At 66.8% G+C, this 24,914-nt stretch carries 23 protein-coding genes; 7 read left to right on the top strand and 16 right to left on the bottom strand.

Annotated features, from left to right (window positions below; all coding sequences use genetic code 11):
- Window positions 1-31: 31 nt before the first annotated feature.
- The 3 genes from ligD to ku are packed head-to-tail and all read right to left on the bottom strand — an operon-like array spanning window position 32 to window position 3,816.
- Window positions 32-2,473 (bottom strand): DNA ligase D, encoded by a 2,442-nt coding sequence (ligD, locus tag ABS767_RS02010; RefSeq protein WP_408076691.1) that lies wholly within the window; start codon window positions 2,471-2,473, stop codon window positions 32-34.
- 4 nt (window positions 2,474-2,477) lie between these two features.
- Window positions 2,478-2,939, bottom strand: coding sequence for an MgtC/SapB family protein (locus tag ABS767_RS02015; RefSeq protein ID WP_408076692.1), 462 nt, complete (start codon window positions 2,937-2,939; stop codon window positions 2,478-2,480).
- A gap of 4 nt (window positions 2,940-2,943) precedes the next feature.
- Window positions 2,944-3,816 carry a non-homologous end joining protein Ku gene (ku, locus tag ABS767_RS02020; protein WP_408076693.1) on the bottom strand — a complete coding sequence of 291 codons (873 nt, stop codon included), beginning with the start codon at window positions 3,814-3,816 and terminating at the stop codon, window positions 2,944-2,946.
- A 100-nt stretch (window positions 3,817-3,916) separates the two neighbouring features.
- On the opposite strand from ku, the gene ABS767_RS02025 reads away from it, so the two are divergent.
- Both ABS767_RS02025 and ABS767_RS02030 read left to right on the top strand, forming a co-directional pair.
- Window positions 3,917-5,455 carry a sodium:solute symporter gene (locus tag ABS767_RS02025; RefSeq protein WP_408076694.1) on the top strand — a complete coding sequence of 513 codons (1,539 nt, stop codon included), beginning with the start codon at window positions 3,917-3,919 and terminating at the stop codon, window positions 5,453-5,455.
- 56 nt (window positions 5,456-5,511) lie between these two features.
- Entirely contained in the window at window positions 5,512-6,429 is a 918-nt protein-coding gene (locus ABS767_RS02030) for a TraB/GumN family protein (protein WP_408076695.1), read from the top strand.
- Between the two features lie 39 nt (window positions 6,430-6,468).
- Here ABS767_RS02030 and ABS767_RS02035 read toward each other — a convergent pair whose 3' ends face one another.
- The 4 genes from ABS767_RS02035 to ABS767_RS02050 all read right to left on the bottom strand — a co-directional run bounded on the left by ABS767_RS02035 (window position 6,469) and on the right by ABS767_RS02050 (window position 9,836).
- A complete protein-coding gene (locus ABS767_RS02035; RefSeq protein WP_408076696.1) occupies window positions 6,469-7,227 on the bottom strand; it encodes an exonuclease domain-containing protein in 759 nt (252 codons plus the stop codon).
- Between the two features lie 48 nt (window positions 7,228-7,275).
- The gene (gene pgmG / locus ABS767_RS02040) at window positions 7,276-8,658 is read right to left on the bottom strand and encodes a phosphoglucomutase/phosphomannomutase PgmG (RefSeq protein ID WP_408076697.1); all 1,383 of its coding nucleotides are present in this window, start codon (window positions 8,656-8,658) and stop codon (window positions 7,276-7,278) included.
- Between the two features lie 84 nt (window positions 8,659-8,742).
- Window positions 8,743-9,039: a J domain-containing protein gene (locus tag ABS767_RS02045; protein WP_408076698.1), complete on the bottom strand. Its 297-nt coding sequence runs from the start codon at window positions 9,037-9,039 to the stop codon at window positions 8,743-8,745.
- Complete coding sequence (locus ABS767_RS02050; RefSeq protein WP_408076699.1) at window positions 9,036-9,836, bottom strand: division plane positioning ATPase MipZ; 801 nt, start codon at window positions 9,834-9,836, stop codon at window positions 9,036-9,038. Before ABS767_RS02050 ends, ABS767_RS02045 begins: the two co-directional genes overlap by 4 nt.
- Window positions 9,837-9,912: 76 nt before the next feature.
- Between ABS767_RS02050 and panC the strand changes: the two genes are divergently transcribed.
- Both panC and ABS767_RS02060 read left to right on the top strand, forming a co-directional pair.
- Entirely contained in the window at window positions 9,913-10,755 is an 843-nt protein-coding gene (panC, locus tag ABS767_RS02055) for a pantoate--beta-alanine ligase (protein WP_408076700.1), read from the top strand.
- Window positions 10,756-10,840: 85 nt separating this feature from the next.
- On the top strand, window positions 10,841-11,137 hold the full coding sequence (locus ABS767_RS02060) for an SEL1-like repeat protein (RefSeq protein WP_408076701.1): 297 nt from the start codon (window positions 10,841-10,843) through the stop codon (window positions 11,135-11,137).
- A 3-nt stretch (window positions 11,138-11,140) separates the two neighbouring features.
- On the opposite strand, the gene topA is transcribed toward ABS767_RS02060, so the two are convergent.
- Complete coding sequence (gene topA / locus ABS767_RS02065) at window positions 11,141-13,681, bottom strand: type I DNA topoisomerase (protein WP_408076702.1); 2,541 nt, start codon at window positions 13,679-13,681, stop codon at window positions 11,141-11,143.
- 123 nt (window positions 13,682-13,804) lie between these two features.
- Between topA and ABS767_RS02070 the strand changes: the two genes are divergently transcribed.
- Window positions 13,805-14,251, top strand: a complete 447-nt coding sequence (locus ABS767_RS02070; protein ID WP_408076703.1) for a hemerythrin domain-containing protein — start codon at window positions 13,805-13,807, stop codon at window positions 14,249-14,251.
- On the opposite strand, the gene dprA is transcribed toward ABS767_RS02070, so the two are convergent.
- Window positions 14,238-15,335: a DNA-processing protein DprA gene (gene dprA, locus ABS767_RS02075; RefSeq protein WP_408076704.1), complete on the bottom strand. Its 1,098-nt coding sequence runs from the start codon at window positions 15,333-15,335 to the stop codon at window positions 14,238-14,240. The genes ABS767_RS02070 and dprA overlap by 14 nt on opposite strands.
- Window positions 15,328-15,933: a glycerol-3-phosphate 1-O-acyltransferase PlsY gene (plsY, locus tag ABS767_RS02080; protein ID WP_408076705.1), complete on the bottom strand. Its 606-nt coding sequence runs from the start codon at window positions 15,931-15,933 to the stop codon at window positions 15,328-15,330. The genes dprA and plsY overlap by 8 nt, the downstream gene beginning before the upstream one ends.
- A gap of 75 nt (window positions 15,934-16,008) precedes the next feature.
- On the opposite strand from plsY, the gene murI reads away from it, so the two are divergent.
- Window positions 16,009-16,800 carry a glutamate racemase gene (gene murI, locus ABS767_RS02085; RefSeq protein WP_408076706.1) on the top strand — a complete coding sequence of 264 codons (792 nt, stop codon included), beginning with the start codon at window positions 16,009-16,011 and terminating at the stop codon, window positions 16,798-16,800.
- A gap of 83 nt (window positions 16,801-16,883) precedes the next feature.
- Here murI and ABS767_RS02090 read toward each other — a convergent pair whose 3' ends face one another.
- Window positions 16,884-17,051 (bottom strand): hypothetical protein, encoded by a 168-nt coding sequence (locus ABS767_RS02090; protein ID WP_408076707.1) that lies wholly within the window; start codon window positions 17,049-17,051, stop codon window positions 16,884-16,886.
- A gap of 217 nt (window positions 17,052-17,268) precedes the next feature.
- On the opposite strand from ABS767_RS02090, the gene hemA reads away from it, so the two are divergent.
- Window positions 17,269-18,510: a 5-aminolevulinate synthase gene (gene hemA / locus ABS767_RS02095; RefSeq protein WP_408076708.1), complete on the top strand. Its 1,242-nt coding sequence runs from the start codon at window positions 17,269-17,271 to the stop codon at window positions 18,508-18,510.
- A 37-nt stretch (window positions 18,511-18,547) separates the two neighbouring features.
- Here hemA and ABS767_RS02100 read toward each other — a convergent pair whose 3' ends face one another.
- Genes ABS767_RS02100 through ABS767_RS02120 form a run of 5 tightly spaced genes read right to left on the bottom strand, consistent with a single transcriptional unit; the run spans window position 18,548 to window position 24,912 of the window.
- Window positions 18,548-19,066 carry a GNAT family N-acetyltransferase gene (locus ABS767_RS02100; protein ID WP_408076709.1) on the bottom strand — a complete coding sequence of 173 codons (519 nt, stop codon included), beginning with the start codon at window positions 19,064-19,066 and terminating at the stop codon, window positions 18,548-18,550.
- Window positions 19,059-20,213, bottom strand: a complete 1,155-nt coding sequence (locus ABS767_RS02105; protein ID WP_408076710.1) for a hypothetical protein — start codon at window positions 20,211-20,213, stop codon at window positions 19,059-19,061. The genes ABS767_RS02100 and ABS767_RS02105 overlap by 8 nt, the downstream gene beginning before the upstream one ends.
- On the bottom strand, window positions 20,210-20,815 hold the full coding sequence (locus ABS767_RS02110) for an aspartyl/asparaginyl beta-hydroxylase domain-containing protein (protein WP_408076711.1): 606 nt from the start codon (window positions 20,813-20,815) through the stop codon (window positions 20,210-20,212). The genes ABS767_RS02105 and ABS767_RS02110 overlap by 4 nt, the downstream gene beginning before the upstream one ends.
- 48 nt (window positions 20,816-20,863) lie before the next feature.
- Complete coding sequence (locus tag ABS767_RS02115; RefSeq protein ID WP_408076712.1) at window positions 20,864-21,814, bottom strand: alpha/beta hydrolase; 951 nt, start codon at window positions 21,812-21,814, stop codon at window positions 20,864-20,866.
- Window positions 21,815-21,816: 2 nt separating this feature from the next.
- On the bottom strand, window positions 21,817-24,912 hold the full coding sequence (locus ABS767_RS02120) for a TonB-dependent receptor domain-containing protein (protein WP_408076713.1): 3,096 nt from the start codon (window positions 24,910-24,912) through the stop codon (window positions 21,817-21,819).
- Between the last annotated feature and the right edge of the window lie 2 nt (window positions 24,913-24,914).

The raw sequence follows: 24,914 nt of genomic DNA on the forward strand, positions 1-24,914 counted from the left end.
TGGCTGGGTTGCTGCGCAGGTGCAACAAGGATCACAGGTCGGGCAGCACCTGATCTGCGCGGCCCCAGCCCCTCAGCGCCCGGCCATTGGCGCGTTCGAGCAGCTCCGCGGCGTCGCGCACGGTGAACAGCTGCGCGCTGTCCGCGTCGCGCAATTCGCTCCAGCCGAGCGGCACCGCGACCGGCGCGCCGGGACGGGCGCGGGCGGCATAGGGCATCACGGCAGTGCTGCCGCGCTGGTTGCGCAGGTAATCGATGAAGATGCGGCCCTTGCGCTCGGCTTTCTTGAGGTTGGCGGTAAACCGCTCGGGCTCGGCCTGGGCGAGCGCGCGGGCAAAACGGTCGGCGAAGGATTTGGCGGCGGGCCATTCCGCCTTAGGGGTGAGCGGCACGATGATATGCACCCCCTTCCCGCCGGTCAGCATCGGCCAACTCGTCAGCCCCATATCGGCAAGGTGCTGCTTGAGATCCGCCGCCGCCTTCTTGACGGTTTCGAAGTCGAGTCCTTCGTCGGGGTCGAGGTCGAACACCAGCCGGTCGGGCTTTTCGACATCGGCGACGCGGCTGCCCCAGCCATGGAATTCGATCGTCCCCATCTGGACGCAGGCGAGCAGGCCATCGGCATCGTCGACATAGAGATAGGGTTCGAGCGACCCGTCCTTCTCCTTGATGTCGACATGATGGACGTGGTCGCCGAAGCTGCCCGCATCATGCTTCTGGAAGAAGCATTGCCGCGCCCGGCCCTGCGGACAGCGCACGAGGCTGACGGGGCGGTCGGCAACCCAGGGGAGCATGATCGGCGCGACCGCGGCGTAATAGTCGGCGAGATCGCCCTTGGTGATCTTCGCGTCGGGGAAGATCACGCGGTCGCGGCTGCTGATCTTGATGTCGCTGTGCGCGGGCGGCGGCGGGGGTGCCGCACGCTCGGTCACGATGTCCTCGGCCGGCTTGTCGTCGCGCAGCGCGATGAAGCTTGCGTGGCGCACGACATTCTCGGCGGTGAATTCGGCAAAGGCGACCTCCGCGACCAGCTTCGGCGTGACCCAGTGCGCACCGCGTGCCGCGACCTTCGGCACGTCGGCGGGCGCGGTCTTGCGCTCGATCCGGGCGAGTTTGGCCATCAGCTCATCGGAATTCGATGCGTTGAATCCCGTACCCACCTTGCCGGCATAGCGCAGCGCGCCGTCTTGGTTGACGCCGAGCAGCAGCGAGCGCAGCCCCCGCCCCTTCGCGCTGCTCGGCAGCCAGCCAAGGATCACGAATTCCTGTCGCCGCGTGCATTTGATCTTGAGCCAGCTCTTGGTCCGCTTGCCGCGATAGGGCGCGTCGGCGCGCTTCGAGATCACCCCCTCATGTCCCTCGCGGCACATCGCCTCGAAAAGCTTCTCGCCCGCGCCGAGCACATGTTCGGAGAAAAGCAGCCGGGGGTCGGCGCCGTCGAGCAGCGCGCGCAGCCGCTCCTTGCGCTCGATCTGGGGAAGGTCGGTCAGGTCCTCGCCATCCTGTTCGAGCAGGTCGAAGGCGAAGAAGGCGAGGTCGCCGCGCCCGTCCGACAGCACCTCCTGCAGCGTCGAGAAGTCGGGCTTGCCGTCCTTGAACGCGACCACTTCGCCGTCGATCAGCGCGGAGGATGCCGGGAGGCTCGCCGCCGCTTCGGCGATGCCGGTGAACTTCTCGGTCCAGTCGAGCCCGCTGCGGGTATAGACGCGCGGCCCGCCCTTCCCCACCGCGACCAGCGCGCGATAGCCGTCATATTTCATCTCGTGCAGCCAGCCATTCCCGGACGGCACGGAGTCGACGAGCGTGGCGAGCTGCGGGTCGCGGAAGCTGGGGGCGGGTGCCGAGGCGCTTCGACGCGCGTTGGGCTTAGCTTTTTTGGCGGGCGGAGCATTCGGCTTCACGCCCTCGGCAATCTCCTGCATCGTCCGCCCTGTGGTGACGCTGGTCAGCCCCGTCTCGACCAGCGCGTCGGTGGCGCCGGCATGGGCGTCGTCGATCTTGCGGAGCAGCCAGTTCTCACGCTTCTCCTTGCCGCGCGGCTTGAGGCGGATCAGCAGCCATTCGCCCTTCATCCGCTCGCCTTCCAGGACGAAGTGGAGGTGGCCCTTGTCGAGGTCCTTCGCGCTCTTGCCCGGAATCGGCGCCCATTCGCCCTGATCCCACAACATCACCGTGCCGCCGCCATATTCGCCCTTGGGGATCGTGCCCTCGAAGGTCGCGTAGGACATCGGATGATCCTCGGTCCGCACCGCGAGGCGCTTCTCGCCGGGATCGATGCTGGGCCCGCGCGTCACTGCCCAGCTCTTGAGCACGCCGTCGATCTCCAGCCGGAAGTCCCAGTGCAGCCGGGTGGCATCGTGCTTCTGGACGATGAAGCGACGCCCTTTTCCCTTGGCGATCTCGCCGCGCGGCTCCGCCGTCTTCGCAAAGTCGCGCATCGCATTGTAGCGCGCGAGCGGATCGGCTTTCGCCATCGCGCTACTCCTTGAATGTCCGCCGCTCGATCCACCCGAACAACGTCAGGAGCAGAACCGAGGCAAGGGTGCCGATCACCGCGATCGGATAGAGTCCCGCGCCAAAGGAAATTCCGATCGCAGCCGCGAGCCAGATATGCGCGGCGGTGGTCAAGTTCTTCACCTCCCCCTTCGAAAAAACGATCAGCGCACCGCCGATCACGCCCGCCATCGCCGCGGTCCCCTCAATCACGCGCAGTGGGTCCGCCTGCGATTCCTCTCCGCCGAGCTGATAATAAAGCGCCAACGCGCACAGCGTGACCAGGGCCGCCGCGAAGCACAGGATCGCGTGGGTGCGCAGCCCTGCGCCATGGCCGCGCACCTCACGGTCGAGCCCCAGCAGCAATCCCGCGATCGCCGCGCCGCCCAGCCGGAGCCAAGGGTCCCAGCCCATGGCGGTAAAACTCAGCGGAGGATTCAGCTCCATCCCGTCACGCTCGCTTGCGCGCCGGGGCCTTTGCCGACGCTTTCTTGGCAGGCGCCTTTTTGGTCGAGGTCTTTTTTGCCGCCCCCGGCTTTTCCAGGCTCTTCTTGAGCGCGGCCATCAGGTCGACGACGTTGCCGCCGCGCGGATCGGCGCCGTCATCCTTGTCCTCGATGATCTTGCGGTTGCCCTTCTGCTTCTTCTTGCGCTCGATCAGCCCTTTCAGCGCGTCGACATAACGGTCGTGAAATTCCTGCGGATCGAAGGCGTGCGCTTTTTTCTCGATCAGCGATTCGGCCAGCCCGAGCAGTTCGGGATCGGGCTCGAGGTCTGGAATGTCGCGGAAATAGCCCTGCGCCTTGTGCACCTCGTCGGCGTAGCGCAGCGTTTCGAGCACCATCCCGCGCCCGCATGGCTTGAGGCTCACGACATATTCGCGGCCGCGCATCGCCAGCTGGCCGAGCCCGACCTTCTTGGTGCGCCTCAACGCCTCGCGCAGCACGACGAACGCTTCCTCGGCAAGATCGTCGGCGGGAACGACGAAATAGGGCTTCTCATAATAAAGCACGTCGATCTCATGCGCGTCGACGAACTGGGTCAGCTCCAGCGTCTTGCGCGATTCGAGCTTCACCGCGTCGATCTCGTCCTGGTCGAGCAGGACATATTCGCCCTTCTCAACCTCGAACCCCTTCATGATCTCGTCGGTATCGACCGGCCCGAGGCCCGGAACGACCTTTTCGTAACGGATGCGCTTGCCCGATGGTTCGTGGACCTGATGAAAGGACACCGACGCGCCCGATCGGGTCGCGGTGTAGATTTCGACCGGGATCGAGACCAGCGCGAGACGGATCTGTCCCTGCCAATATGCGCGCGCTGCCATGCTGAACCCTTTCGTTGCGAGGCCGATTCAAAGCGCGAGCGCGGGAGTCGTTCCGCAACTTGCGGCGTGACCTTGCCAACGCCTCTGCTACACCCTCGCAATGATGCTGCATTTCGCCGCGCTCGACTGGATGGTCGTCGGGCTCTACCTCGCGGTGCTGGCCGCGCTGTCCTGGCATTTCAACCGGGTCGAGACGCGCAGTACCGGGGATTATTTCCTCGCCGGGCGCAGCGTTCCGGCCTGGCTCGCGGCGGTGTCGGTGCTGGCGACCAACCAGTCTGCGGCGACGTTCCTCGGCGCGCCCGATTACGGATACCGCGCCGACTTCACCTATCTCGGCGCGGTGCTGGGCGCGATCCTCGCCGCCTTTTTCGTCGCGCACGTCCTGATCCCGCGCTTCTACGCGCTGCGCGTGTCGACCGTGTACGAGCTGCTGGAGACGCGGTTCGATGCGCGGGCGATGCGCTGGGCCGGGGGCATGTACCTCGCCGGGCGGGTGCTGTCGGGCGGCGCGCGCGTCTATCTGGCGGCGATCGCGATCGCGATGGTCGGATTCAATGCGATCGATGCCCGCTCGATCATCCTCGCCGCTGCCACGCTGATGGCGGCCAGCCTGCTCTTCACGCTGCGCGGCGGGCTGCGTTCGGTGATCTGGAACGATTTCGTGCAGTTCGTCGTCTATGCCGGCGCCGCCATCGCGGTGCTCATCTTCCTGCGCCTCGCCATCCCGCTCGACACGCCTACGCTGATCGACGCGCTACGCAACGCGCCCGACGGGGCGAACAAGCTGCGGCTGTTCGATTTCTCGACCGATCCGGCAAAGCCGTTCACCGTGCTGGCCGCGGTCACCGGGCTGTTCCTGCTCAACACCGCCAGTTCGGGCCTCGATCAGGACACGACGCAGCGCCTGCTCGCCAGCCCCGACGCGAAGACCGGCGCGCGCGGCCTGATCCTCTCGGCGCTGGGAAGCGTGCCGGTGATCGCGATCTTCGTCGCCATCGGGCTGATGCTCCACATCTTCTACGATCGCCCCGACCTGATGGGCGCCGATCACACGCTGTCCGAGAATTTCGCGGGCGAAAAAATCACCGTGTTCGTCAACTATATCCTGACCCAGTTGCCCCCCGGACTGCGCGGCATAGTCACGATCGGCGTCGTCGCCGCAGCCGTCTCGACCGTGACCTCAGCGCTCAATTCGATGTCGTCGGTGCTGGTCAGCGACTTCTACCGCCCGTGGCGCGAGGCGCGCGGCGGGGCGGCGGACCGGCATTATGTCCATGCCGGGCGCTGGGGCATGGGAGTGGTCGCGCTGGCGATGTTCGCGACCGCCGTGCTGAGTTATTACTGGCAGAAGCACAGCGACATGCCGCTGCTCGAATTCGTGCTGTCGGTGATGGTGTTTGCCTATGCCGGGCTGCTGGGTGTCTATGGCGTCGCGATCTTCACCCGGCGCGGGACGACCGCGTCGGTCATCGCCGCGTTGATCACCGGATTCATCACGGTGTTGCTGCTCCAGCCGTTCACCTTCGGCCCACCGGGTCTCGCCTTTCCCTATCAGCTGTGCATCGGGACGCTGGTGGCGACGCTTGTCGCTGCGATCCCGCGCGGACGGCGAGAGGTTGACGTCGCCGCGCCCTGACGTGATTCTGTAGGGGTAGGCCGACCGATTCCCCCGGGCAGGCCATGGAGACACCGATGACCCGTTTGTTCCGGCGTGCCGGCACCGCCCTCGCGCTCTTTTTCGTCGCGCCGCACGCACTCGCCCAGACCGCGCCCGCACCCGCGCCCGCCGCGCAGGTCCAGGACGCCGATCCCGCGCTGTGGGTGGTCAAGGACGAGGACACCACCATCTATCTGTTTGGCACGATCCATGTGCTCAAGCCTGGGCTGAGCTGGTTCGACGAGGCGGTGAAGAAGGCGTTCGACGAGAGCGCCGAGATGGTGACCGAGATCGGCACGATGCCCGACCAGGCGGCGATCCAGCCGCTGCTGATGAAGCATGCGATCAGCATGAGCGGCCCAAGCCTGACCGAGCGACTGCCGGAGGAGAAGCGCGCGGCATTCACCAAGGCCGTGACCGATGCCGGCATTCCGGTCGCCGCAGTCGACCGGTTCAAGCCCTGGTTCGCGGCCAGCCAGCTCGGCCTGGTCGCGCTGCAGAAGGCGGGATATGACCCGAATTCGGGCGTCGAGCAGAAGCTGAGCGAGGCGGCCAAGGCGGCGAACAAGCCGGTATCTGGGCTTGAGACCATCGATCAGCAGTTCGGCTTCTTCAACGCGCTGTCCGAAGAAGCACAGATCAAGTTCCTGACCGAATCGCTCGACCAGCTCGAGAATGTCGGCCCGGAATTCGCCAAGATGGTCGCCGAATGGTCGGAGGGCGACGCAGTCGGCCTCGCCGCGATCATGAACGAGGCGCTGCGCAGTTCGCCCGAGCTGAGCAAGATGCTGCTCGCCGACCGCAACGCCCGCTGGGCCGAGTGGATCGACACGCGGCTCGATACGCCGGGCGTGGTGTTCGTCGCGGTGGGTGCGGGGCACCTCGCAGGCGACGACAGCGTTCAGGCGATGCTCGCCAAGCGCAAGATCAAGACGCAGCGTATCGAATATTGAAAACCCGATGCCCGGCGCCGCGTGCGCCGGGCGTTCGGATCAGAACAGCTGCGGCTGGCGCACCGGCCGGACCACCGGACCGCTGCCGCGACGCCGTTCAAGCTCGACCTGCGCGGTGTAGCGAATGTCCTCGTCGCGATCCTGCAGGAAGGCGTCGAGCGCATCGTCGTCGATCTCGCTCCATTCCTTGCCGCGATCCGGACCGTAGCGGACGCGCGGGAGCAGCCCGGGCAGCTTCGACCATTCGATCAGTTGCGAGACACTCGCCTCGTTGAGCATGTCGCGCAGGTGGTGCGCGGTGACATAGGCGTCGGGAAAGGCGCGATGGACCGGCAGGCCGCGTTCATGCTCCATCCCCTCCGGCATGCGGTAGTAGCGCAGGAACTGGTTCGAGAAACCGGGGCTGTCCGGCCATAGCCGCAAAGCGCACTTATAGGTGCAGATCCAGTCGGCACCGCGCGTCAGCGCGGGCGTGCAGAACTGCTCCTCGAAGCTCGCGCGGTGCGCGGCGAGCGCGACCCGGCGCGGCCAGGGATCGAGGATCGGGCGCGCGACGTCGTGCCACCACGGCGCATCCGCCACGTCGACGTCGCGGATGTGATGCACGGCCATGGTGAGCGGCGGGATCGGACGCCCCGGATTGACCAGGCGGCTGCCACCTTCGCCATCCAGCGCCCAGCGTCCGTCGCTTCCCAGCTTCACGTCCTGCCAGCCGATCTCGCACACGGCATGCGCGGGCGGGGCGTTGCCGGTGGTCTCGAGATCGATGACGCGGATGATCTGGGGGGCGGCGGCCATGCCCCCATGTGGGGGCAGGCCGGCGATTCGGCCACCCCCTTTAACGCATCAATGCCCCGCCTGCGGTCCGCGCTCCAGGCCGCTCGCGGCGAGCTGGGCATCGATCATCGCCAGCAGACGGTCCACGCCTTCCTGCGTCTTTCCCTCGGCCCGCGCCACGAGCACGTCCTGCGTGTTCGATGCGCGCAGCAGCCACCAGCCGTCCGGCGTGTTGACCCGCGCTCCGTCGGTGTCGTTGACATCCGCACCCTCGGCCTTCAGCCGGTCGAGCACCTCGTCGATCACCGCGAATTTGCGGCTCTCATCGACCTGGAAGCGCATTTCGGGGGTGTTGACGATCGCGGGCATCGCGCTGCGGATGTCGCTCATCGACTTGCCGATCAGGTGGACCGCGTTGATCAACTGGACCGCGGCATATTGCGCGTCGTCGAAGCCATAATAGTCCTGCGCGAAGAAGATGTGCCCGCTCATCTCGCCGGCCAGCGGCGCGCCGGTTTCCTTCATCTTGGTCTTGATCAGGCTGTGGCCGGTCTTCCACATCAGCGGCTTCCCGCCCAGTTCGGAAATACGATCGTACAGCGCCTGGCTCGCCTTCACGTCGGCGATGATCGTCGCGCCCGGGTCCTTGCGCAGCACAGGTTCGGCCAGAACGGACAGAAGCTGATCGCCCCAGATCACGCGGCCCTGGCCGTCGATCGCGCCGATCCGGTCGCCGTCCCCGTCGAAGGCCAGTCCGAAATCGAGCTGTTTCTCCGCGACCAGCGCCTTGAGATGAGCCAGATTCTTCTCTTCGGTCGGATCGGGATGATGGTTGGGGAAATTGCCGTCCACATCGGTGAACAGCGTGTGATGCTCACCCGGGAGCAGCTTCACCAGCTTTTCAATCACCGGCCCGGCGGCGCCGTTGCCGCAATCCCAGCCGATCCGGAAGCTGCCGCCGGCATAGCCCGCCAGCAACCGCCCGACATAGTCGTCCATGATATCGGCGTCGGTGACCGTGCCCTCGCCGTCTTCCCAGTCGCCTTCGGCCGCCATCTTGCCCAGCCGCTGAATATCCTCGCCGAAAAACGGCAGGTGCTGGAACACCATCTTGAAGCCGTTGTAATTGCCGGGATTATGGCTGCCGGTTATCTGGATGCCGCCATCCACCTCTAGCACCGCCTCGGCATAATAGAGCATCGGCGTCGGCCCCAGCCCGACCCGGACCACGTCGCAGCCCGACGCGGTCAGCCCGTCGATCAACGCGGCCTCGAGCATCGGGGAGGATTCGCGCCCGTCGCGGCCCACGGCGACGCGATGCCCGCCCGAACGGCGCAGCAACGTCGCAAAGCCGCGGCCGATCGCGCGCGCGTCGTCGGGCCCGAGCGTCTGCCCCACGATACCGCGGATGTCGTATTCACGCAGCGAGGTCGGATCGAAGCGATGGGTCATTGGGCCTCCGGGGATTGGGACGCGCTTCATTTCGCGCACGTCACGTAAACTACAACGGTCAAACGCCGATGACGGAAATGCGTTTCAGTTTTTCGGCTTCAGCAACGTATCGCGCGCGGCATTCACCTGGCGCGTCAGCTCAGGCGAGCCGCCCCGGTCGGGATGCACGTTGGCGATCAGGCGCCGGTGGGCGGCACGGACCTCGTCGGGCGGGGCTCCGGGCTGGACTCCCAGAACCGCGCACGCCGCCGCTTCTTCGGGATCGCGCGGCTGGGGTGGCGGGGCGGGCTTGGGCGTGCCGGGCAGCGGACGGCCCCAGCCGTGCCACATCCGCCAGCCGAGCCAGCCGACCAGCACGGCGATGAGCAGCTTGGCGATCATGCGAACATCGGCATGGTCGCTTCGACCTCTGGCAGCGCCAGCGCAGCCATCATCTCGCGCAGTTCCTGGCGCGCAGCGACATGCGCGAGACCCATCGCCCCGAACTCGCGGCTGTCGAGCATCGTCAGCCCCTTGGGAAACAGCTCGCGATAGATCACGCGTTCGGACAGGCCCGGAATGACGCGGAAACCGACGCGCTTGGCAAGCTGGTCGATCGCTTCCGATACGCGCCGCATGTTGCGCGCCTCGATATGCTGCATGCGGTTGCGCAGCACGACCCAGTCGATCGTCTGCCCGTCCGCCTTCGCCCGGCGCTTGCGCGAATCCCAGATCAGCTCGGAATAGAAGCTCGGCCGAACCACCTTGAACGTGTCGGGGTCGACCTGTCCGATCAGGTCGAAATCGACGAAGCTGTCGTTCATCGGCGTCACCAGCGTGTCGGCATTGGTGATCGCGATCCGCCCGAACTTGTCGTCGCGTCCCGGCGTGTCGACGATCAGGAAATCGGCGTCCTGGCCCAGCCGCTCGAGCGATTCCGAAAAGCGGGCGATATTCTCGCCGTCATGCGTCTCATAGCGCGGCATCGGCAGCGGACGGCCGACGCGCTTCATCGTTGCGAGGCGGTTGTCGAGATAGCGACCCATCGTGCGCTGGCGATGATCGAGGTCGAAACAGGAGACGCGCGCGCCCTTCATCGCGAGCGCGATCGCGGTGTGCACCGCGGTGGTCGACTTGCCCGTCCCGCCCTTTTCGTTGGCAAAGACGATGACATGCAACGGGTTGGATGCGTCCGTCACGTAACTTCCCTGATTGACACCCGGCCTGCCCCCCATAGAAGGCCGCCCTTCGTCCCATATCCAAGGCCTGTAGCGCGTGCAAACGATCCGTCAGCTCCCCGACCTCCGCGATACCGTTTCGGGATTCCGTGCGGCAGGAGAGCGGATCGCCTTCGTGCCGACGATGGGCGCGCTGCATGCCGGCCACATGGCGCTGGTGGCGGAGGCAAAGCTGGCGGCGCCGCGCGTGATCGTCTCGATCTTCGTCAATCCGAAGCAGTTCGCGCCCGGCGAGGATCTCGCCAAATATCCGCGCAAGGAGCAGGCCGACGCGCGGCTGCTCTCTTCGGCGGGGGTCGACCTGCTGTGGATGCCACCGGTCGAGGTGATGTATCCCGAGGGGCATGCCACCAACATCTCGGTTTCGGGCGTGAGCGAGCCGCTCGACGGCGCTGCGCGACCGGGTCATTTCGATGGCGTCGCGACCGTGGTTGCCAAGCTGTTCAATCAGGTGAAGCCCGACATCGCGCTGTTCGGCGAAAAGGATTTCCAGCAGCTGGCGGTGATCCGCCGCATGGTTAGCGATCTCGATTTCGACATCGACGTGCGCGGCGTGCCGACCCAGCGCGACGATGATGGCCTCGCCCTCTCCTCGCGCAATGTCTATCTCGCGCCCGAGGATCGCGCCGCCGCCGTGGCGCTGCCGCGCCAGCTGGGTGTCGCCGCGCGCGCGATCGAAAAGGGCGACGATCCCCAGACCGCGCTCACCGCCGCCCGCGCATCGCTGGAAGCAGCGGGATTCGAGGTCGATTATGTCGAGCTCGTCGATGCCGCCAGCCTCGGCGCGCCCGTCCCGGGGCAGCCGCGCCGGCTGCTCGCCGCAGCGAAAATCGCCGGAACGCGCCTCATCGACAATATCCCGGTCGCCGATCCGGAATGAACGGGTAAACCGCGTTAACCATTTGCTTACCACGATGCCCCACTCTCGATCTCATGATGATTGAGATCAACAGTGGGGCATTATCATGGGCAACAGTCTTAAGAGCGCACAGTTCCTGATCGACAGCCGGCTGGCCGACGCGGCACGCGGAAACGCCGATGCCGCCTATGAACTCGGCATGGTCTATTCGAGCGGTGCCTCGGGCATCGACATGGACCTGATCGAGGCGCACAAATGGTTCAACATCGCCGCCCTCAAGGGTAGCGCACAGGCGCCCTATATGCGCGCCGAAGTCGCGGAAGACATGACCGCCCGCGAGATCATCGAAGCACAGAAACAGGCCCGCGCCTGGCTGCAGCTGACGAGCCTCCGCGCGGCCTGATCCTCAGGCCTTGGCGGCCGCCTTCTTCTTCGGCGCTGCCTTCTTGGCTGCGGGCTTCTTCGCCGGCGCCTTGCGCCCGCCCTTCTTCTTGGCCGGACCCGCTGCGGCCTTGGCATCGATGAGCTGGACCGCTTCCTCCAGCGTCAGTGCGGCCTGATCGACCGTCTTGGGCAGCGTCGCGTTGGTCGTGCCGTCGGTCAGATAGGCGCCATAGCGCCCCTCCATCAGCTTGATCTCCGCGCCCGACACCGGATGCGCGCCAAACACCTTGAGCGGCTCGCGCGATCCGCGCTGCGGCCGCCCGCCATTGGCCGCGGCCTCGGCGAGCTTGACCACCGCGGCATTCATCCCCGTCTCGAACACCTCGGCGGTCGAGGTCAACCGCGCATATTTGCCGTCATGCGCGAGATAGGGGCCATAGCGACCGATCGACGCGGTGATCGGGTTGCCGGTCTCGGGATGGTTGCCGATCGTGCGCGGGAGGTTGAGCAGCCTGACCGCCCAGTCGAGATCGAGCTCGGGAATATCCTTGGGGATCGACGCGCGCGACGCCTCCTTGCCCTCGCCGCGCTGGATATAGGGGCCGAAGCGTCCCGAGCGGCGGCTGATGTCCTCGCCCGTCTCCGGGTCCTGCCCGATCACCTCGGGCCCGGTATCGGCGCCATCGGCCCCGCCCGGCTGGCCGAAGCGGCGGGTGAACTTGCAGTCGGGATAGTTGGAGCACGCGACGAACGCCCCAAACTTGCCGCCGCGCAGCGCCAGCCGCCCGTCGCCACAGCTCGGGCACAGGCGCGGGTCGGTGCCGTCCCCCTTGTCGGGGAAGAGATAGGGTTCGAGGAACTTGTCGAGCTCGGCGGTCACCTCGCTCGGTTTTTGCTCCATCACTTCTTCGGTGCGCGGGCGGAAGTCGCGCCAGAAGGCGTCGAGCACCGCCTGCCACCCGGCACGCCCGCCCGACACGTCGTCGAGCTCTTCCTCGAGCCCCGCGGTGAAGTCATAATTGACGTATTTCTCGAAGAACCGCTCGAGGAAGGCGGTCAGCAGCCGCCCGGTCTCCTCGGCGAAGAAGCGGTTCTTCTCGACGCGGACATAGGCGCGGTCCTTGAGCACCTGGATGATCGAGGCATAGGTCGAGGGGCGGCCGATGCCGAGCTCCTCGAGCCGCTTGACCAGCGAGGCCTCGGAGAAGCGCGGCGGCGGCTGGGTGAAATGCTGTTCGGCGTCGACCCCGGTCTTGGCCGGGGTGTCGCCGTTGCGGATCACCGGCAGGCGGCGCGAATCCTCGTCGCCCTCGTCGTCCTTGCCTTCCTCGTACAGCGCGAGATAGCCGGGGAAGATCACCACCTGCCCGGTCGCGCGCAGCGCGTCCTGCCCGGTCGGTTCTTCCAGCTCTACCGTGGTGCGCTCCATCCGTGCGCTCGACATCTGGCTCGCCAGCGCGCGCTTCCAGATCAGGTCGTACAGGCGCGCATGATCGCCCGATCCCGCCTTGTCCTTGCCGAAATCGGTCGGGCGGATCGCCTCGTGCGCTTCCTGCGCGTTCTTGGCCTTGGTCTGGTACTGGCGCGGCTTGTCGGGGATGTAGCTCGCCTGATAGCGCCCGACGATCGCCTTGCGTGCGGCGTCGATCGCGCTCGAATCCATCTGCACGCCGTCGGTGCGCATATAGGTGATCGCGCCATCCTCGTAGAGCGCCTGCGCGATCCGCATCGTATGGCTGGCCGAGAAGCCGAGCTTGCGCGCCGCCTCCTGCTGCAACGTCGAGGTGGTGAAGGGCGGCGGCGGGTTGCGCATCGCCGGCTTGGTCTCGACGCTCGCCACGGTGAAGCGGCCCTGCTCGACCGCCGCCTTGGCGCGCATCGCGCTGCCCTCGTCGCCGATCGACAGCCGGTCGAGCTTCTTGCCCTCGAACCGCACCATGCGCGCGTCGAACGCGGTCCCGTCATGCTCCAGATGCGCGGTGACGGACCAATATTCCTGGGGCCGGAACAGCTCGATCTCGCGCTCGCGCTCGACGATGAGGCGCAGCGCGACCGACTGGACGCGGCCCGCCGACTTGGCGCCAGGCAGCTTGCGCCACAGCACCGGCGAGAGCGTGAAGCCGACCAGATAATCGAGCGCACGGCGCGCGCGATAGGCGTCGATCAGGTCGGTATCGAGCTGGCGCGGCGCGGCCATCGCCTGCGTCACCGCCGCCTTGGTGATCGCATTGAAGGTGACGCGCTCGACCTCCTTGGGCAGCGCCTTCTTCTTCGCCAGCACCTCCTGGACGTGCCACGAAATCGCCTCCCCCTCGCGATCGGGGTCGGTGGCGAGGATCAGGCGGTCGGCCTTCTTGGCCTCATCGGTGATCGCCTTGAGCTGCTTGGCCTTGTCGGGATAGGTCTCCCAGTCCATCGCGAAGCCGTCGTCGGGCTGCACCGATCCGTCCTTGGGCGGCAGGTCACGGATATGGCCGTACGAGGCGAGGACGCGATAGTCCTTGCCGAGATATTTCTCGATGGTTTTCGCCTTGGCGGGCGATTCGACGATGACAAGCTGCATGAGATTCCGGTGGTCCTTACGTGTACGCGCGAGGATGGGAAGCCGAAATAGGGGGCGTCAAGCGGAACTCCACCCCCATCTCGATGCCGCATCCTCTATAATGGAGGCTGAAAGGACGGACAGATGGCCTCGGTCGAACGGCTGATAAACGAACATGCGCGGATCAGCGCGCGCGGCGACGCGCTGCTGCGGTCGGCCGGGACCGAGTCCGCGATGATGCTTCGCACGATGATCGTCGGGCTGGACACCGAACTCGCCGCCCATCTCGCGACCGAGGATCTGGAAGTCTATCCGCAGCTGCTCTCCCATGGCGATCTGGCGCAACGCGAAGCGACCGCGATCGCCTTGGCGGATTTCGACAAGCTTGCCGGGGACTGGCGCGCTTATGTCGACGAATGGACCGCCGACGAAATCGACGGCGACCGCGAACTGTTCGTCGAGGCGAGCAAGCAGGTTCTCTCCGCACTGTCGGCACGCATCCGCATCGAGAACGAGCTTCTGTATCCGCTCGCCCTGCGCTGCGGCACGATCACCCTGCGGGAGGCCGGCGCTCGGATCAGCGCAGGCTGACGCGCCCGCCGGCGTGGCGCTCAAGCCGCCCCGCGAGTTCCAGTTCGAGCAACACCAGCTGCACCGCGGCGCCCGGCAGCGCCGCCTGGCGGATCAGCTCGTCGACCGGCACCGGCACCGGACCCAGCAGCTGTTCGATCCGCCGTCGATCGGCATCGTCCGGTTCGGCCGGCGGCTTCGCGCCATATCCCGAAACCGGCGCACGCACCGCGCGCGGGTCGATCGGGCGGATCATCTCGAGGATATCGTCCACCCCCTGCACGAGCGTCGCGCCCTCGCGGATCAGCAGGTTGCAGCCCTGCGCGCGCGGGTCGAGCGGCGAGCCGGGAACCGCCATCACCTCACGTCCCGCTTCGTTGGCGATGCGTGCGGTGATCAGCGAGCCCGAGCGCGGCGCCGCCTCCACCACCACCGTGCCGAGTGCCAGCCCGGCAATGATGCGGTTGCGCGAGGGGAAATGGCGCGCCAGCGGCTCGGCGCCCGGCGGCTGTTCGGCGACCAGCAGCCCTTCCGCCGCGACCCGGGCCTGCAACTCCCGGTTCTCCGGCGGGAAGACGATGTCGATTCCGCTGGCGATCACGCCCACCGTACCGCCGCCGTGATCCCCGGCGATCGATCCCTGATGCGCCGCGGTATCGATGCCGCGCGCCAGCCCGGACACGACCGTCACCCCCGCCCCCGCGAGTCCCTGCGCCAGTTGCCGCGCGAACCGGCATGCCGCCGCCGACGCGTTGCGCGCGCCGACCATCGCGATGCAGGGTCGTGCGAGCAGCGCGCCGTCGCCCATCACGATCAACGCGGGCGGGGCGTTTTCCAGTTCGGCGAGCAGCGGCGGATAGTCGACATCGTCGAGGAACAGGTAGCGGGCGCCCAGCCGCTGGGTCATCGCGATCTCGCGCCGAACCGCCCCCGGATCGACCAGCGCCGGCGCCTGCCCCCCGCCGCGCTGGGCCAGCAGCGGCAAGGCGTCGAGCGCGGCTTCGGCCGACCCGAAGCGCGCGACCAGTTGACGATAGGTGACCGGGCCGATGCGGGGCGAGCGGACGAGGCGAAGCCGGGCAAAGCTCGCCGCGTCGTCAGCCATGTTTGCGGCCGAGGCGCGGCTCGTTGCCCGCAAGCAGCCGCTCGACATTCTCGCGGTGTTTCCACAACACGATCAGCGCCAGCACCACCAACAGCAATACCACGTCGAACCGGTCCATCAGCGCGGCACTCACCGGTGCGCTGATCGCCGCCGTCATCCCCGCGACCGAAGAGATGCGGACCGTGGCGAGCAGTCCCAGCCAGACGATGGCGAAGACCACTCCGCAAGGCCAGTGCAGCGCCAGGACGATGCCCATCAGCGTCGCGACGCCCTTCCCGCCGCGAAAGCCCAGCCAGACGGGGTAGCAATGGCCGATAAAGGCGCCCGCCGCGGCGAGAACGCCGGTGCCCGGCCAAAGCGTCTCCGCGATCCACACCGCCGCCGCACCCTTGAGCAGATCGAGCAGCAATGTCGCAGCCGCCAGCCCCTTGCGCCCCGTCCGCAGCACGTTGGTCGCGCCGATATTGCCCGAACCGATCTGCCGCAGATCGCCCGCGCCTGCGATACGCGTCAGCAGCACCCCGAACGGGATCGAACCGAGCAGATAGCCGAACACGATGGCGAGCGTCGGCGCGATCCAGAGCATCTGTGTCTGCATGTTTCCCCTTGCTTGGACAAAGGCTAGGTCGTTCGGTAAGCGGGCGCAACAATCTCGATCAGCGGAATTTTTCACATGGCCGACGACCGGCCCATCCTTTTCTTCGATTCGGGCGTGGGCGGGCTTTCGGTGCTGGCGCCGACGCGCGCGCTGCTGCCCTCGGCGCCGCTGGTCTATGCCGCGGACAGCGCCGGGTTTCCCTATGGCACGCGCAGCGAGGATGAGATTGCGGCGCGCGTTCCCGCGCTGCTCGGGCGCCTGGCGGAGCGCTATCGCCCGCGCCTGATCGTCATCGCCTGCAATACCGCATCGACCATCGCGCTCGCCCATGTCCGCGCCGCGCTGGACGTGCCGATCGTCGGAACCGTTCCGGCGATCAAGCCCGCTGCGGCAGTGTCGCAGAGCCGCGTGATCGGCGTGTTGGGGACGCGCGCCACGGTCCGCCAACCCTATGTCGACGATCTCACGGCGCGCTTCGCGGCAGACTGCACCGTGCTGCGGCACGGCAGTGCCGATCTGGTCGAACTGGCAGAGGCGAAGCTGCGCGGGGCGGCCCCCGATCCGGCGCGGTTCCGGGCGGTGCTCGACGGATTGTTCGAGCAGCCGGGGGGGGAGCGGATCGACGTGATCGTCAACGCCTGCACGCATTTCCCGCTGGTCGCGACCGAACTCGCCGCCGCCGCGCCGCATCCAGTGACATTCGTCGATGGCGGCCCGGGGATCGCCCGGCGAATCGCGCATCTGACGCAGGAAATGGACTGGCCCGCGCAGGCGTCGCCAGGAATCGCGGTATTTACGGCGACACCGGATCCGGCGCTCGCCCCGGCGCTTGCCGGTTATGGCCTCACCCGGCTGGAAACGCTTTGATCGCGGATCGGGCCATGGCCCGCCCGGCACATGCCAACTGACATGTGCCGGTCAGCACCATGGTGTCCACATTGCGTGTACGATCAGGCGTGCACTGCGCCGACGGGCGTCGTCATCGATTTCAGCCGTTCGGCATAGACTTCAGCCATCGCAATATGCGCGTGGCGTGCCCCCGAATCGTGTGCACGCTCGGCGCGCAGCCGCTCCGCCCGTTCACGCCGGACGTAATAATCATAGTCGCTCTGTCGCATCGCTTGAGCCTCCCTCGTCAAAGCGGGAGCGCGTCGGGCTCTCAGCCGCGGATTTGCTTGGAGTCTCCGTCCGCGGTGCCCTTCCTATAGCATAGTTTGATCGTCGAGTCCTGATATGAGGCAAGCGGGGCCGTAACGATCGCCGATCGCACTGATCGAAACTCTCCGTAATCCCCACAGTGGAAACGGCCGGAAAAAATCGCTAACGGGATGCCCCATGACAAGCGATGCTCCCCAGCGCACCGTGGATTATTCCCGCGTCTTCAACCAGGCGATCGACCGATTGCACGCCGAAGGGCGCTACCGGGTGTTCATCGACATCCTGCGCAACAAGGGCATGTTTCCCAACGCGCGCTGCTTTGCGGGACATAACGGACCCAAGCCGATCACGGTGTGGTGCTCGAACGACTATCTCGCCATGGGCCAGCATCCCAAGGTGATCGCCGCGATGGAAGAAGCGCTGCACGATGTCGGCGCCGGATCGGGCGGGACGCGCAACATCGGCGGCAACACGCATTATCATGTCGATCTGGAAGGCGAGCTGGCCGACCTGCACGGCAAGGAAGCGGCATTGCTGTTCACCAGCGGCTATGTCTCGAACGAGGCGACACTGTCGACGCTGGCCAAGGTGCTGCCGGGCTGCATCATCTATTCCGACGAGCTCAATCACGCGTCGATGATCGCGGGCATCCGCAATTCGGGATGCGAGAAGCGCGTATTTCGTCACAACGACCTTGCGCATCTCGAAGAGCTGCTCGCGGCTGACGATCCCGCAGCGCCCAAGCTGATCGCGTTCGAGAGCGTCTATTCGATGGATGGCGATATCGCGCCGATCCACGCGATCTGCGACCTGGCCGACACGTACAACGCGCTCACCTATCTCGACGAGGTTCATGCCGTCGGCATGTACGGCGCGCGCGGCGGCGGGATTTCGGAACGCGACGACGCGGCGCACCGGCTGACGATCGTCGAAGGCACGCTGGGCAAGGCGTTCGGGGTGATGGGCGGCTACATCGCAGCCGACCGCACGATCATCGACGTGATCCGCAGCTATGCGCCGGGCTTCATCTTCACCACGTCGCTCTCGCCGGTGCTGGTCGCGGGCGCGCTCGCGAGCGTGCGCCACCTCAAGGCATCGAGCGAAGAGCGCGACGGCCAGCAGGCTGCGGCTGCCACGCTCAAGACGATGTTCGCCGATGCCGGGCTGCCGGTGATGGATTCGACCACGCACATCGTCCCGCTGATGGTCGGCGATCCGGTCAAGGCGAAGAAGATCAGCGATATCCTGCTCGCCGAATATGGCGTCTATGTTCAGCCGATCAATTATCCGACCGTCCCGCGCGGGACCGAACGGCTGCGCTTCACGCCCGGCCCAGCGCATGACGAGGCGATGATGGCGGAGCTTACCACCGCGCTGGTCGAGATCTGGGAACGGCTGGAGCTGCGCGCCGCCGCTTAGCGCGAGACGCCGGACCCGCTTGCGATGCCGGTCCCGGTCAGCGCCGACGCACCGGCCGTCGCATCGTCACGACCGGGCCGGTCTGCTGCCCCTCCGCCACCTCGAAACCAAGCCGCCGATAGATGCGCAAGGCCGGGTTTTCGATCGCCACCTCCAGAACGGCGGGAACACGAACCGCATCCGCAACCTCAATCCACGCACGTAGGAAGTAGAGTCCAGCGCCGGTAGCGCGGGCCTCCGGCATCACCGCCAGATCGACGCCATGGCTTTCGGCCGAACGCCAGGCGATCATGAAGCGCCCGATCGGGCGACCTTCCAGTTCCGCGATCCGCTGCATCGCTTCGGGATGCGCAGTGTCGTGGGCGACCCGCTGGATCAGCGCCTGGTGGCGGAGCAGCGGATCGGGCAGCATCCCCGCCATCGGCGAGCAGGCGACGAACAGGTCGGTCAAGAATTCCGCATCGTCCCGACGCTGCGGACGACAGGTCAGATTGGGCGCCCGAGCGACAAAGGCCCGGTCGAAGGCGCCGGCGCAATCCTGAATCGGTTCAGTCATGGCGATCCTCCCGGCGCAGCTGTTCCAGACGAGCATAGGGCTGCGCGAGATGCGCCTGCACCGCGGCACGAATGGCGGCGTTGACGGCAGCGCGTTTGGTCGACCCGTCCGCCGCGAAACGCCGGTCAGGCGCCTTGGCATCACGCAGCGCTGCCGCGCTCATTGCTGCCCGCTCCTGCTCATTGGGCGCAAATCCAAAATGGGCCGGAATGACATCGGCCATCCGTGCGACCAGCGCGTTATAATTGATCAGCAATCCATCACGTCGATCATAATGTTCCAAAGCCGCGCACAGAAGCCGGCCGAGAACCTGGGCGCCATAGCCTTCACGCGAGAAGGGCGTGCCATCTTCGAGCGCCGCGATCCCGGGCACCCCACCGGCAAAATGCGTCCCTGCGAGGCGCATTTGCGAGACCATCACCTCTTCGGGATCGCGGTAGAGAAACACCCAGGGCACGTTCGGGAAGGCAGCGCGGTAGAGCGGCAGCGACAGGATGTGCCATGCGTCGAGCTTGAGGAAATAGCGACGCGCGGACCCGCCACGATCGCGCCCGAACGCTGCGACGATCGCCCTCAGCGCGGCGACTTGTCGGTCGACCGGAATGCCGGGCGTGGCGGCCCATTGCACGACCGCATCGATCGGCTCTGCCTCGGCAACGACGATGTGGTGCGGCACCGCCGCCAGCATCTGCGCTGCAAGTGTCGAGCCGCAACGCGACATGTGAAAGATCAGCCCCGCCGGCGCCAGCGTCGCTTCGCGCGCGGCGCCGGCGACGAGGGCGTCGAGACCGGTGCGAACCCGGAACGCGTGGCTGAACGGACGCGACGCCATGTGCCGCACCGAATCCGCATAGAAGGGTTCGGTCAGTCGCCGCTCCCCGAACCAAGCCCAGTCGAAGGCAAGGGCGCCCGCCGTCGCGATCGACCGGGCGGGTAGCCAGCCCCGATCGGGCCAATGGTCGCGCTCGATCGGCGTGCCGTACGACGCAGACCGATCGGGGACGATGAGCCCCAGTTCGGTCGCCACTGCCCGCGCCTCATCCTCGAACCGGTCGGGCCGATCGATGGCGCCGAGCTGCGCCTGCATCTCAGGGCTGGCGAGTACGGCGTCTCGAAACCGACCATCTTCCTCGGTGCTCGTCCTCATCCGCGCGCCATCAGGTCCGCAAGCCAATCATCGACCAGCGCGTCGATCACCAGGTGCACCCGGTCGCGCGTCCCACGGTTGGCGACCGAATGGGGATCGGCGAGGCGCAGATACCACGCCTCGCCCGGCCGCATCGCGACCGGGACGTCGTTCAGCAGAAAGGTGACGTGCGGATTGGTCGTGATCGGAATGTGGATGCGCGCGACGCCACATTCGGCGGCGAGATCATGGTCGCGATGCGGCTTGATGATCGATCCGGGCGTGAGCCGCATCAGCCGCACCGCCTGCAGCGGACAAGGAAACTGCGCGAGCAGCGCGCGAAAATAGGGAGTGCGGTCGAGCAGCGGTCCGTCGACGAATTCGGTTGCGGTCGGATCCGAATAGATCGTCATCACCGGATGGGTCGCACCCTGCGCATGTCGCAGCGGCAGGACCGACCAGTCGCCTTCGTAATTCTGGCGGACGAGATGATCGATCCAGTCGCGATCGATCTCGGCGAGATCGGCGCGCAGGCAGTCGACGTCGAACGCGAGCGGCAGGCGCAGCCGGTCGGGCCAGTGTGCGCCGGTCGAACCGTGTGAACTGATCGTCTCGACCTGCATCCCGCTCCCCGATCCGGGGGCGAGCCTAGCGGGGCACGGAGCGCGCGACTAGTCGGCCTGAGCCGCATCCTTTGCGGGTTGCGGCAACCAGCCGTTCGCCCGCGCCCACGCCGCGAACAGGCGCGGCCAGGCGGCGACCGGCTCGCCGCGCTTGCCCAGGCCCCAGCTGTGTCCGCCCCGCTCGAACAGATGCAGTTCGACCGGGCGCTTCGCCGCGCGCATCGCGGCATAGAGGCGCTGGCTATGCTCCGGATCGGCGATCGGATCGTCGGCCGCGTGGGCGAGGAAGATCGGCGGGGTCTGCGCCGTCACCAGCGCCTCGACCGACATGGTGTCGCGATAGCCGGGCAGGACGCTAAGATGCTTGGCCGTGCGCGTGGTATCGATCGGCGCGCGCATCGACACCACGGGATAGATCATCGCCGCGAAATCGGGGATCGCACTGACCCGGTCGGCAACGTCGCCTGGCGGGTAAAAGTCGTGCCCGCCCCGGGTCGCCATCATCCCGGCAAGATGCCCGCCCGCCGAAAAGCCGAGCACTCCGATGCGCTTGGGGTCGATCTGCAGCCGGTCCGCATTGGCGCGCAGCAGGCGCATAGCCCGCTGCCCGTCCTGGAACGGCGCATCGGCATTCCATCCGTCGCCCGGCAGGCGGTAGTAGAGCACCACCGCGGTCACGCCGCGCGCCTGCAGCCATCGCGCGGTGGGCACGGCCGCGCTGGCGATCTGGATGCGGAAATAGCCGCCGCCGCCGATCACCAGGACCGCCGCGCCATTGGGCTTTGCGGGGCGGTAGATTTCCATGCGGGGGGTGGTGACGTTGGTCACCGCCCCCTTGGCGCTGCCCTTTTCGCCGATCTTTTCAGGGCCACGCGGGCCGCCCGCGCCGGGCATGTTCGCGGGCCACAGCTTGAACACCTGATCGGGGCCCCTGTCCGCCGCGGCCGAGGGAGTGGCTGCGGCGAACAGGAACAGCAGGGCGAGGAACAGACGGGTCATCATCAGAACCGCAGCGTCGCGCCGACATAGAAGCGGCGGCCGGCCACGTCATAGGCCGAATTCTGGTTGGTCAGCCGCCCGCTTTCGGTGCCCGACGGCAGGAACGGGCTGATCGCGTTGGTCACGTTGTTGATCCCGCCATAGAGGCGGAAGCTGTTCCGCCCGCCCAGATCGACGTCGTAGGACATGAACAGGTCATGCTCCCAGACATCGTCGATGAACAGATACATCGGCACCTCGGCATCGGGCATCGTGGCCAACAGCTCGTTATACTGGTCGCGCAGCGCGTTGCTGTCATTGATCGAGCCATAGACGGTCGTGGTCCAGCGGATGCGGAAATCGCCGACCGACCAGGCGAGCGATCCGCGGCCGCGATATTTGAAGCTGCCTTCGGCGAGGTCGCCGCGATAGTCGTTGACCACGGTGCCGTCGATGCCGGCAAAGGTCACCTTGTGCTTGAGCACATGGGTCGCGTCGTACCGCAGATCGAAACGGCCGGGAATGCCGACCGCATCCTGCAGATCGAAGCGCCAGTTGAACGCGACGTCGATCCCCGACACGTCGAGCTTGGCAAGGTTCACCTGCCGCTGCACCAGCTGGACGATCTGGCCATTGTTCGGGTTGCGGGTGATGTCGGCGCAGAACGGATTACCCGCCTGCGCGGTATCGGTGTCATAGCATTGCGTCTGGATGTCGCGGTTCGAATAGGCGTCGATCGCGTCCTTGATGCGGATGTCGTAATAGTCGACCGCCAGCGTCATGCTCCTGAGGAATGACGGGTTGAACACCGCCCCCAGCGTGAAGGTGTCGGCAGTCTCCTCCTTCAGATCCAGGTTGCCGCCATTGGGGCTGTAGAGGTTGTTGCCGACCTGGACATATTGCTGCGCCTCGCCGGCCAGCGCCTGCGCAGCGAACAGCGCCTGGATGCCCGGATCCTGCCGGCAATTGGCCGCGACGCGGCCCGCCGTGGTCGGGGTGACCCCGTCGCACAGATCCGGCGCCGCCTCGAAATTGCCGCGCGGGGGCGAATAGAGTTCGGCGATATCGGGAGCGCGCTGGGCGCGGGCATATTGCGCCCGGAAGCGCAGGTCGCGGATCGGCGCATATTGGATGCCGCCGCGATAGCTGAATACCGTGCCGACGCGGTCGATATTATAGTTGGCGGCGCGGGCCGAGAGGTCGACGCTGAGCTGGTGTGCGCCCGCCACTTCGGCGAGCAGCGGCACGCTGACTTCGCCATAGCCTTCGATCGCGGTAATGTTGCCGCCGAAATTGGGGACCGCATTGCCCGTGGTCCCGCCCGCCTGCGACAAGGCGTCGCCGCGCAGCTGCTGGCTGTCCTTGCGATAATCGACGCCGAACGCCGCGCCGACCGGGCCGGCGGGCAGGTCGAACAGGCTGCCGGTGACGAAGGCCTGGCCGGTGACCTGCTCGATCAGCAGATCCTGGGTCAGATCGGCGCGGATCCAGGCGGCAGCTTCGGGTGTGATCGCGCCTTCGCCGAACAGGTTGATCGGCACGCATCCGGCGGCACGCGCCGCGGCGGAGATGCAGCGCGGCTGGCCGTCGGGCCCGAACTCGGCGGCAAGCGCCTGGGTCAGGTTCTGGCCGATGATCTCGTTGCGGCGCACCTGATGCTGCTCGTAGCGGCCATAGCCCGCGCTCGCCTCCCACTGCCAGCCGCCGCCCAGCGCGCCGCGCAGGCCAGCCCAGCTGCGCACCGTCGTGCGATCATTCTCGGTGATCTGGCCGCCCACCTCGTCGAAGCGGCGATCCCAGGCGAGGCCGTTGCCGTTGGTCGGCGCATCGGCGCGGATTTCGGCGGGGACGAACGGGTTGCAGGCCCCGGCGCCGCTTCCGGTCGCGCGGCGGCAGGCGATGCGGCCATATTCCACTTCGCGGGTGATCCCGGTCACCGGATCGGTCAGCGGATAGGTCGAATCCCAGCCGATGCCGACCGCCTCGCGCACTTCGTAGGAATCGATCTGCGAGAATTGGACCTGCGCGAACCCCTCGAGCGCGTCGGAGAATTCATAGTTGAGCTTGGCGGCGGCGAGATAGCGGCTGCGCGGCAGGATCAGCGAACGGCCGGCACGCTGGTTGTAGCCGTCGCGGTTGGGGAGGAAATAGCCGGTATTGCCGTTGTCGGTGGTGCCGACATTGACCGGAACGCCGGTCTGGACGTCGGGCCCCAGCGGGACCAGCACGCCGTTGCGATAGAAGCGGTCGCGCGACGAGGACGATCCCGAGAATACGCCGCCAGGGATGAAGGAGGACAGGTCGGCCGTCTGCAGCGGCGGGAACAGGTTGGCGGGCTGGTTGCCGCTGGTCGGCGCGCCGCTATTGTTCAGGTACACCGTCTCCAGCTCGTTCTGCCCGGTCGCGAAATTATAGTCGTAGGCGACATCGCGGACCGCCCATTCGCGGTCGGTCGCGCGGATGCCCTCGTCGCGGTCATAGGTGCCGCTGATCAGGAAATAGCCGCGGTTGCCGGCAAAGCGCGTGCCCCAGCTGGCGTTGAACGTGCGCTCCTGCCCGTCGCCGTCCTGCGAGACGCCCATCCGCGCGTTGAGGCGGAAGCCGCGCTGCTTGCTCTCGGTGATGATGTTGACCACACCCGCGACCGCGTCCGAGCCATAGACCGACGAGGTGCCGCCGGTGATCACCTCGACCCGGTCGATGAAGTCGGACGGGATGGTCGACAGGCTGACGCGGTTGCCGATGCCGCTATTCGACACGGTGCGCCGCCCGTCGACCAGCACCAGCGTGCGGTTGTCGCCCAGATTGCGAAGCATCACCGAGCTGAGGCCCGAATTCTGCGTGTTGCCGGTGACGGTCGCGTCGTTGAGCGTGGAGGACAATGCGGGCATTTCGGCCAGCGTCTCGCTGAGTTCGGTATCGCCCGATTCCAGCAGGTCCTGACCGCTGACCGTCACGGTCGGCGCGGGCGTATCATAGGTTTCACGCGCGATGCGGCTTCCGGTGATGACGATCGGCTCGGCATCCTGCGCCGTCGCGTCGCCCGGCGCATCCTGGGCGAGGGCCGGAACCGATCCGACGCCGAGCGCCGATGCCAGCAGCAGAAACTTGACCTTCATCT

It is taken from the genome of Sphingomonas plantiphila (genome assembly GCF_046000505.1).
In the GTDB taxonomy this organism is placed as follows: domain Bacteria; phylum Pseudomonadota; class Alphaproteobacteria; order Sphingomonadales; family Sphingomonadaceae; genus Sphingomonas; species Sphingomonas plantiphila.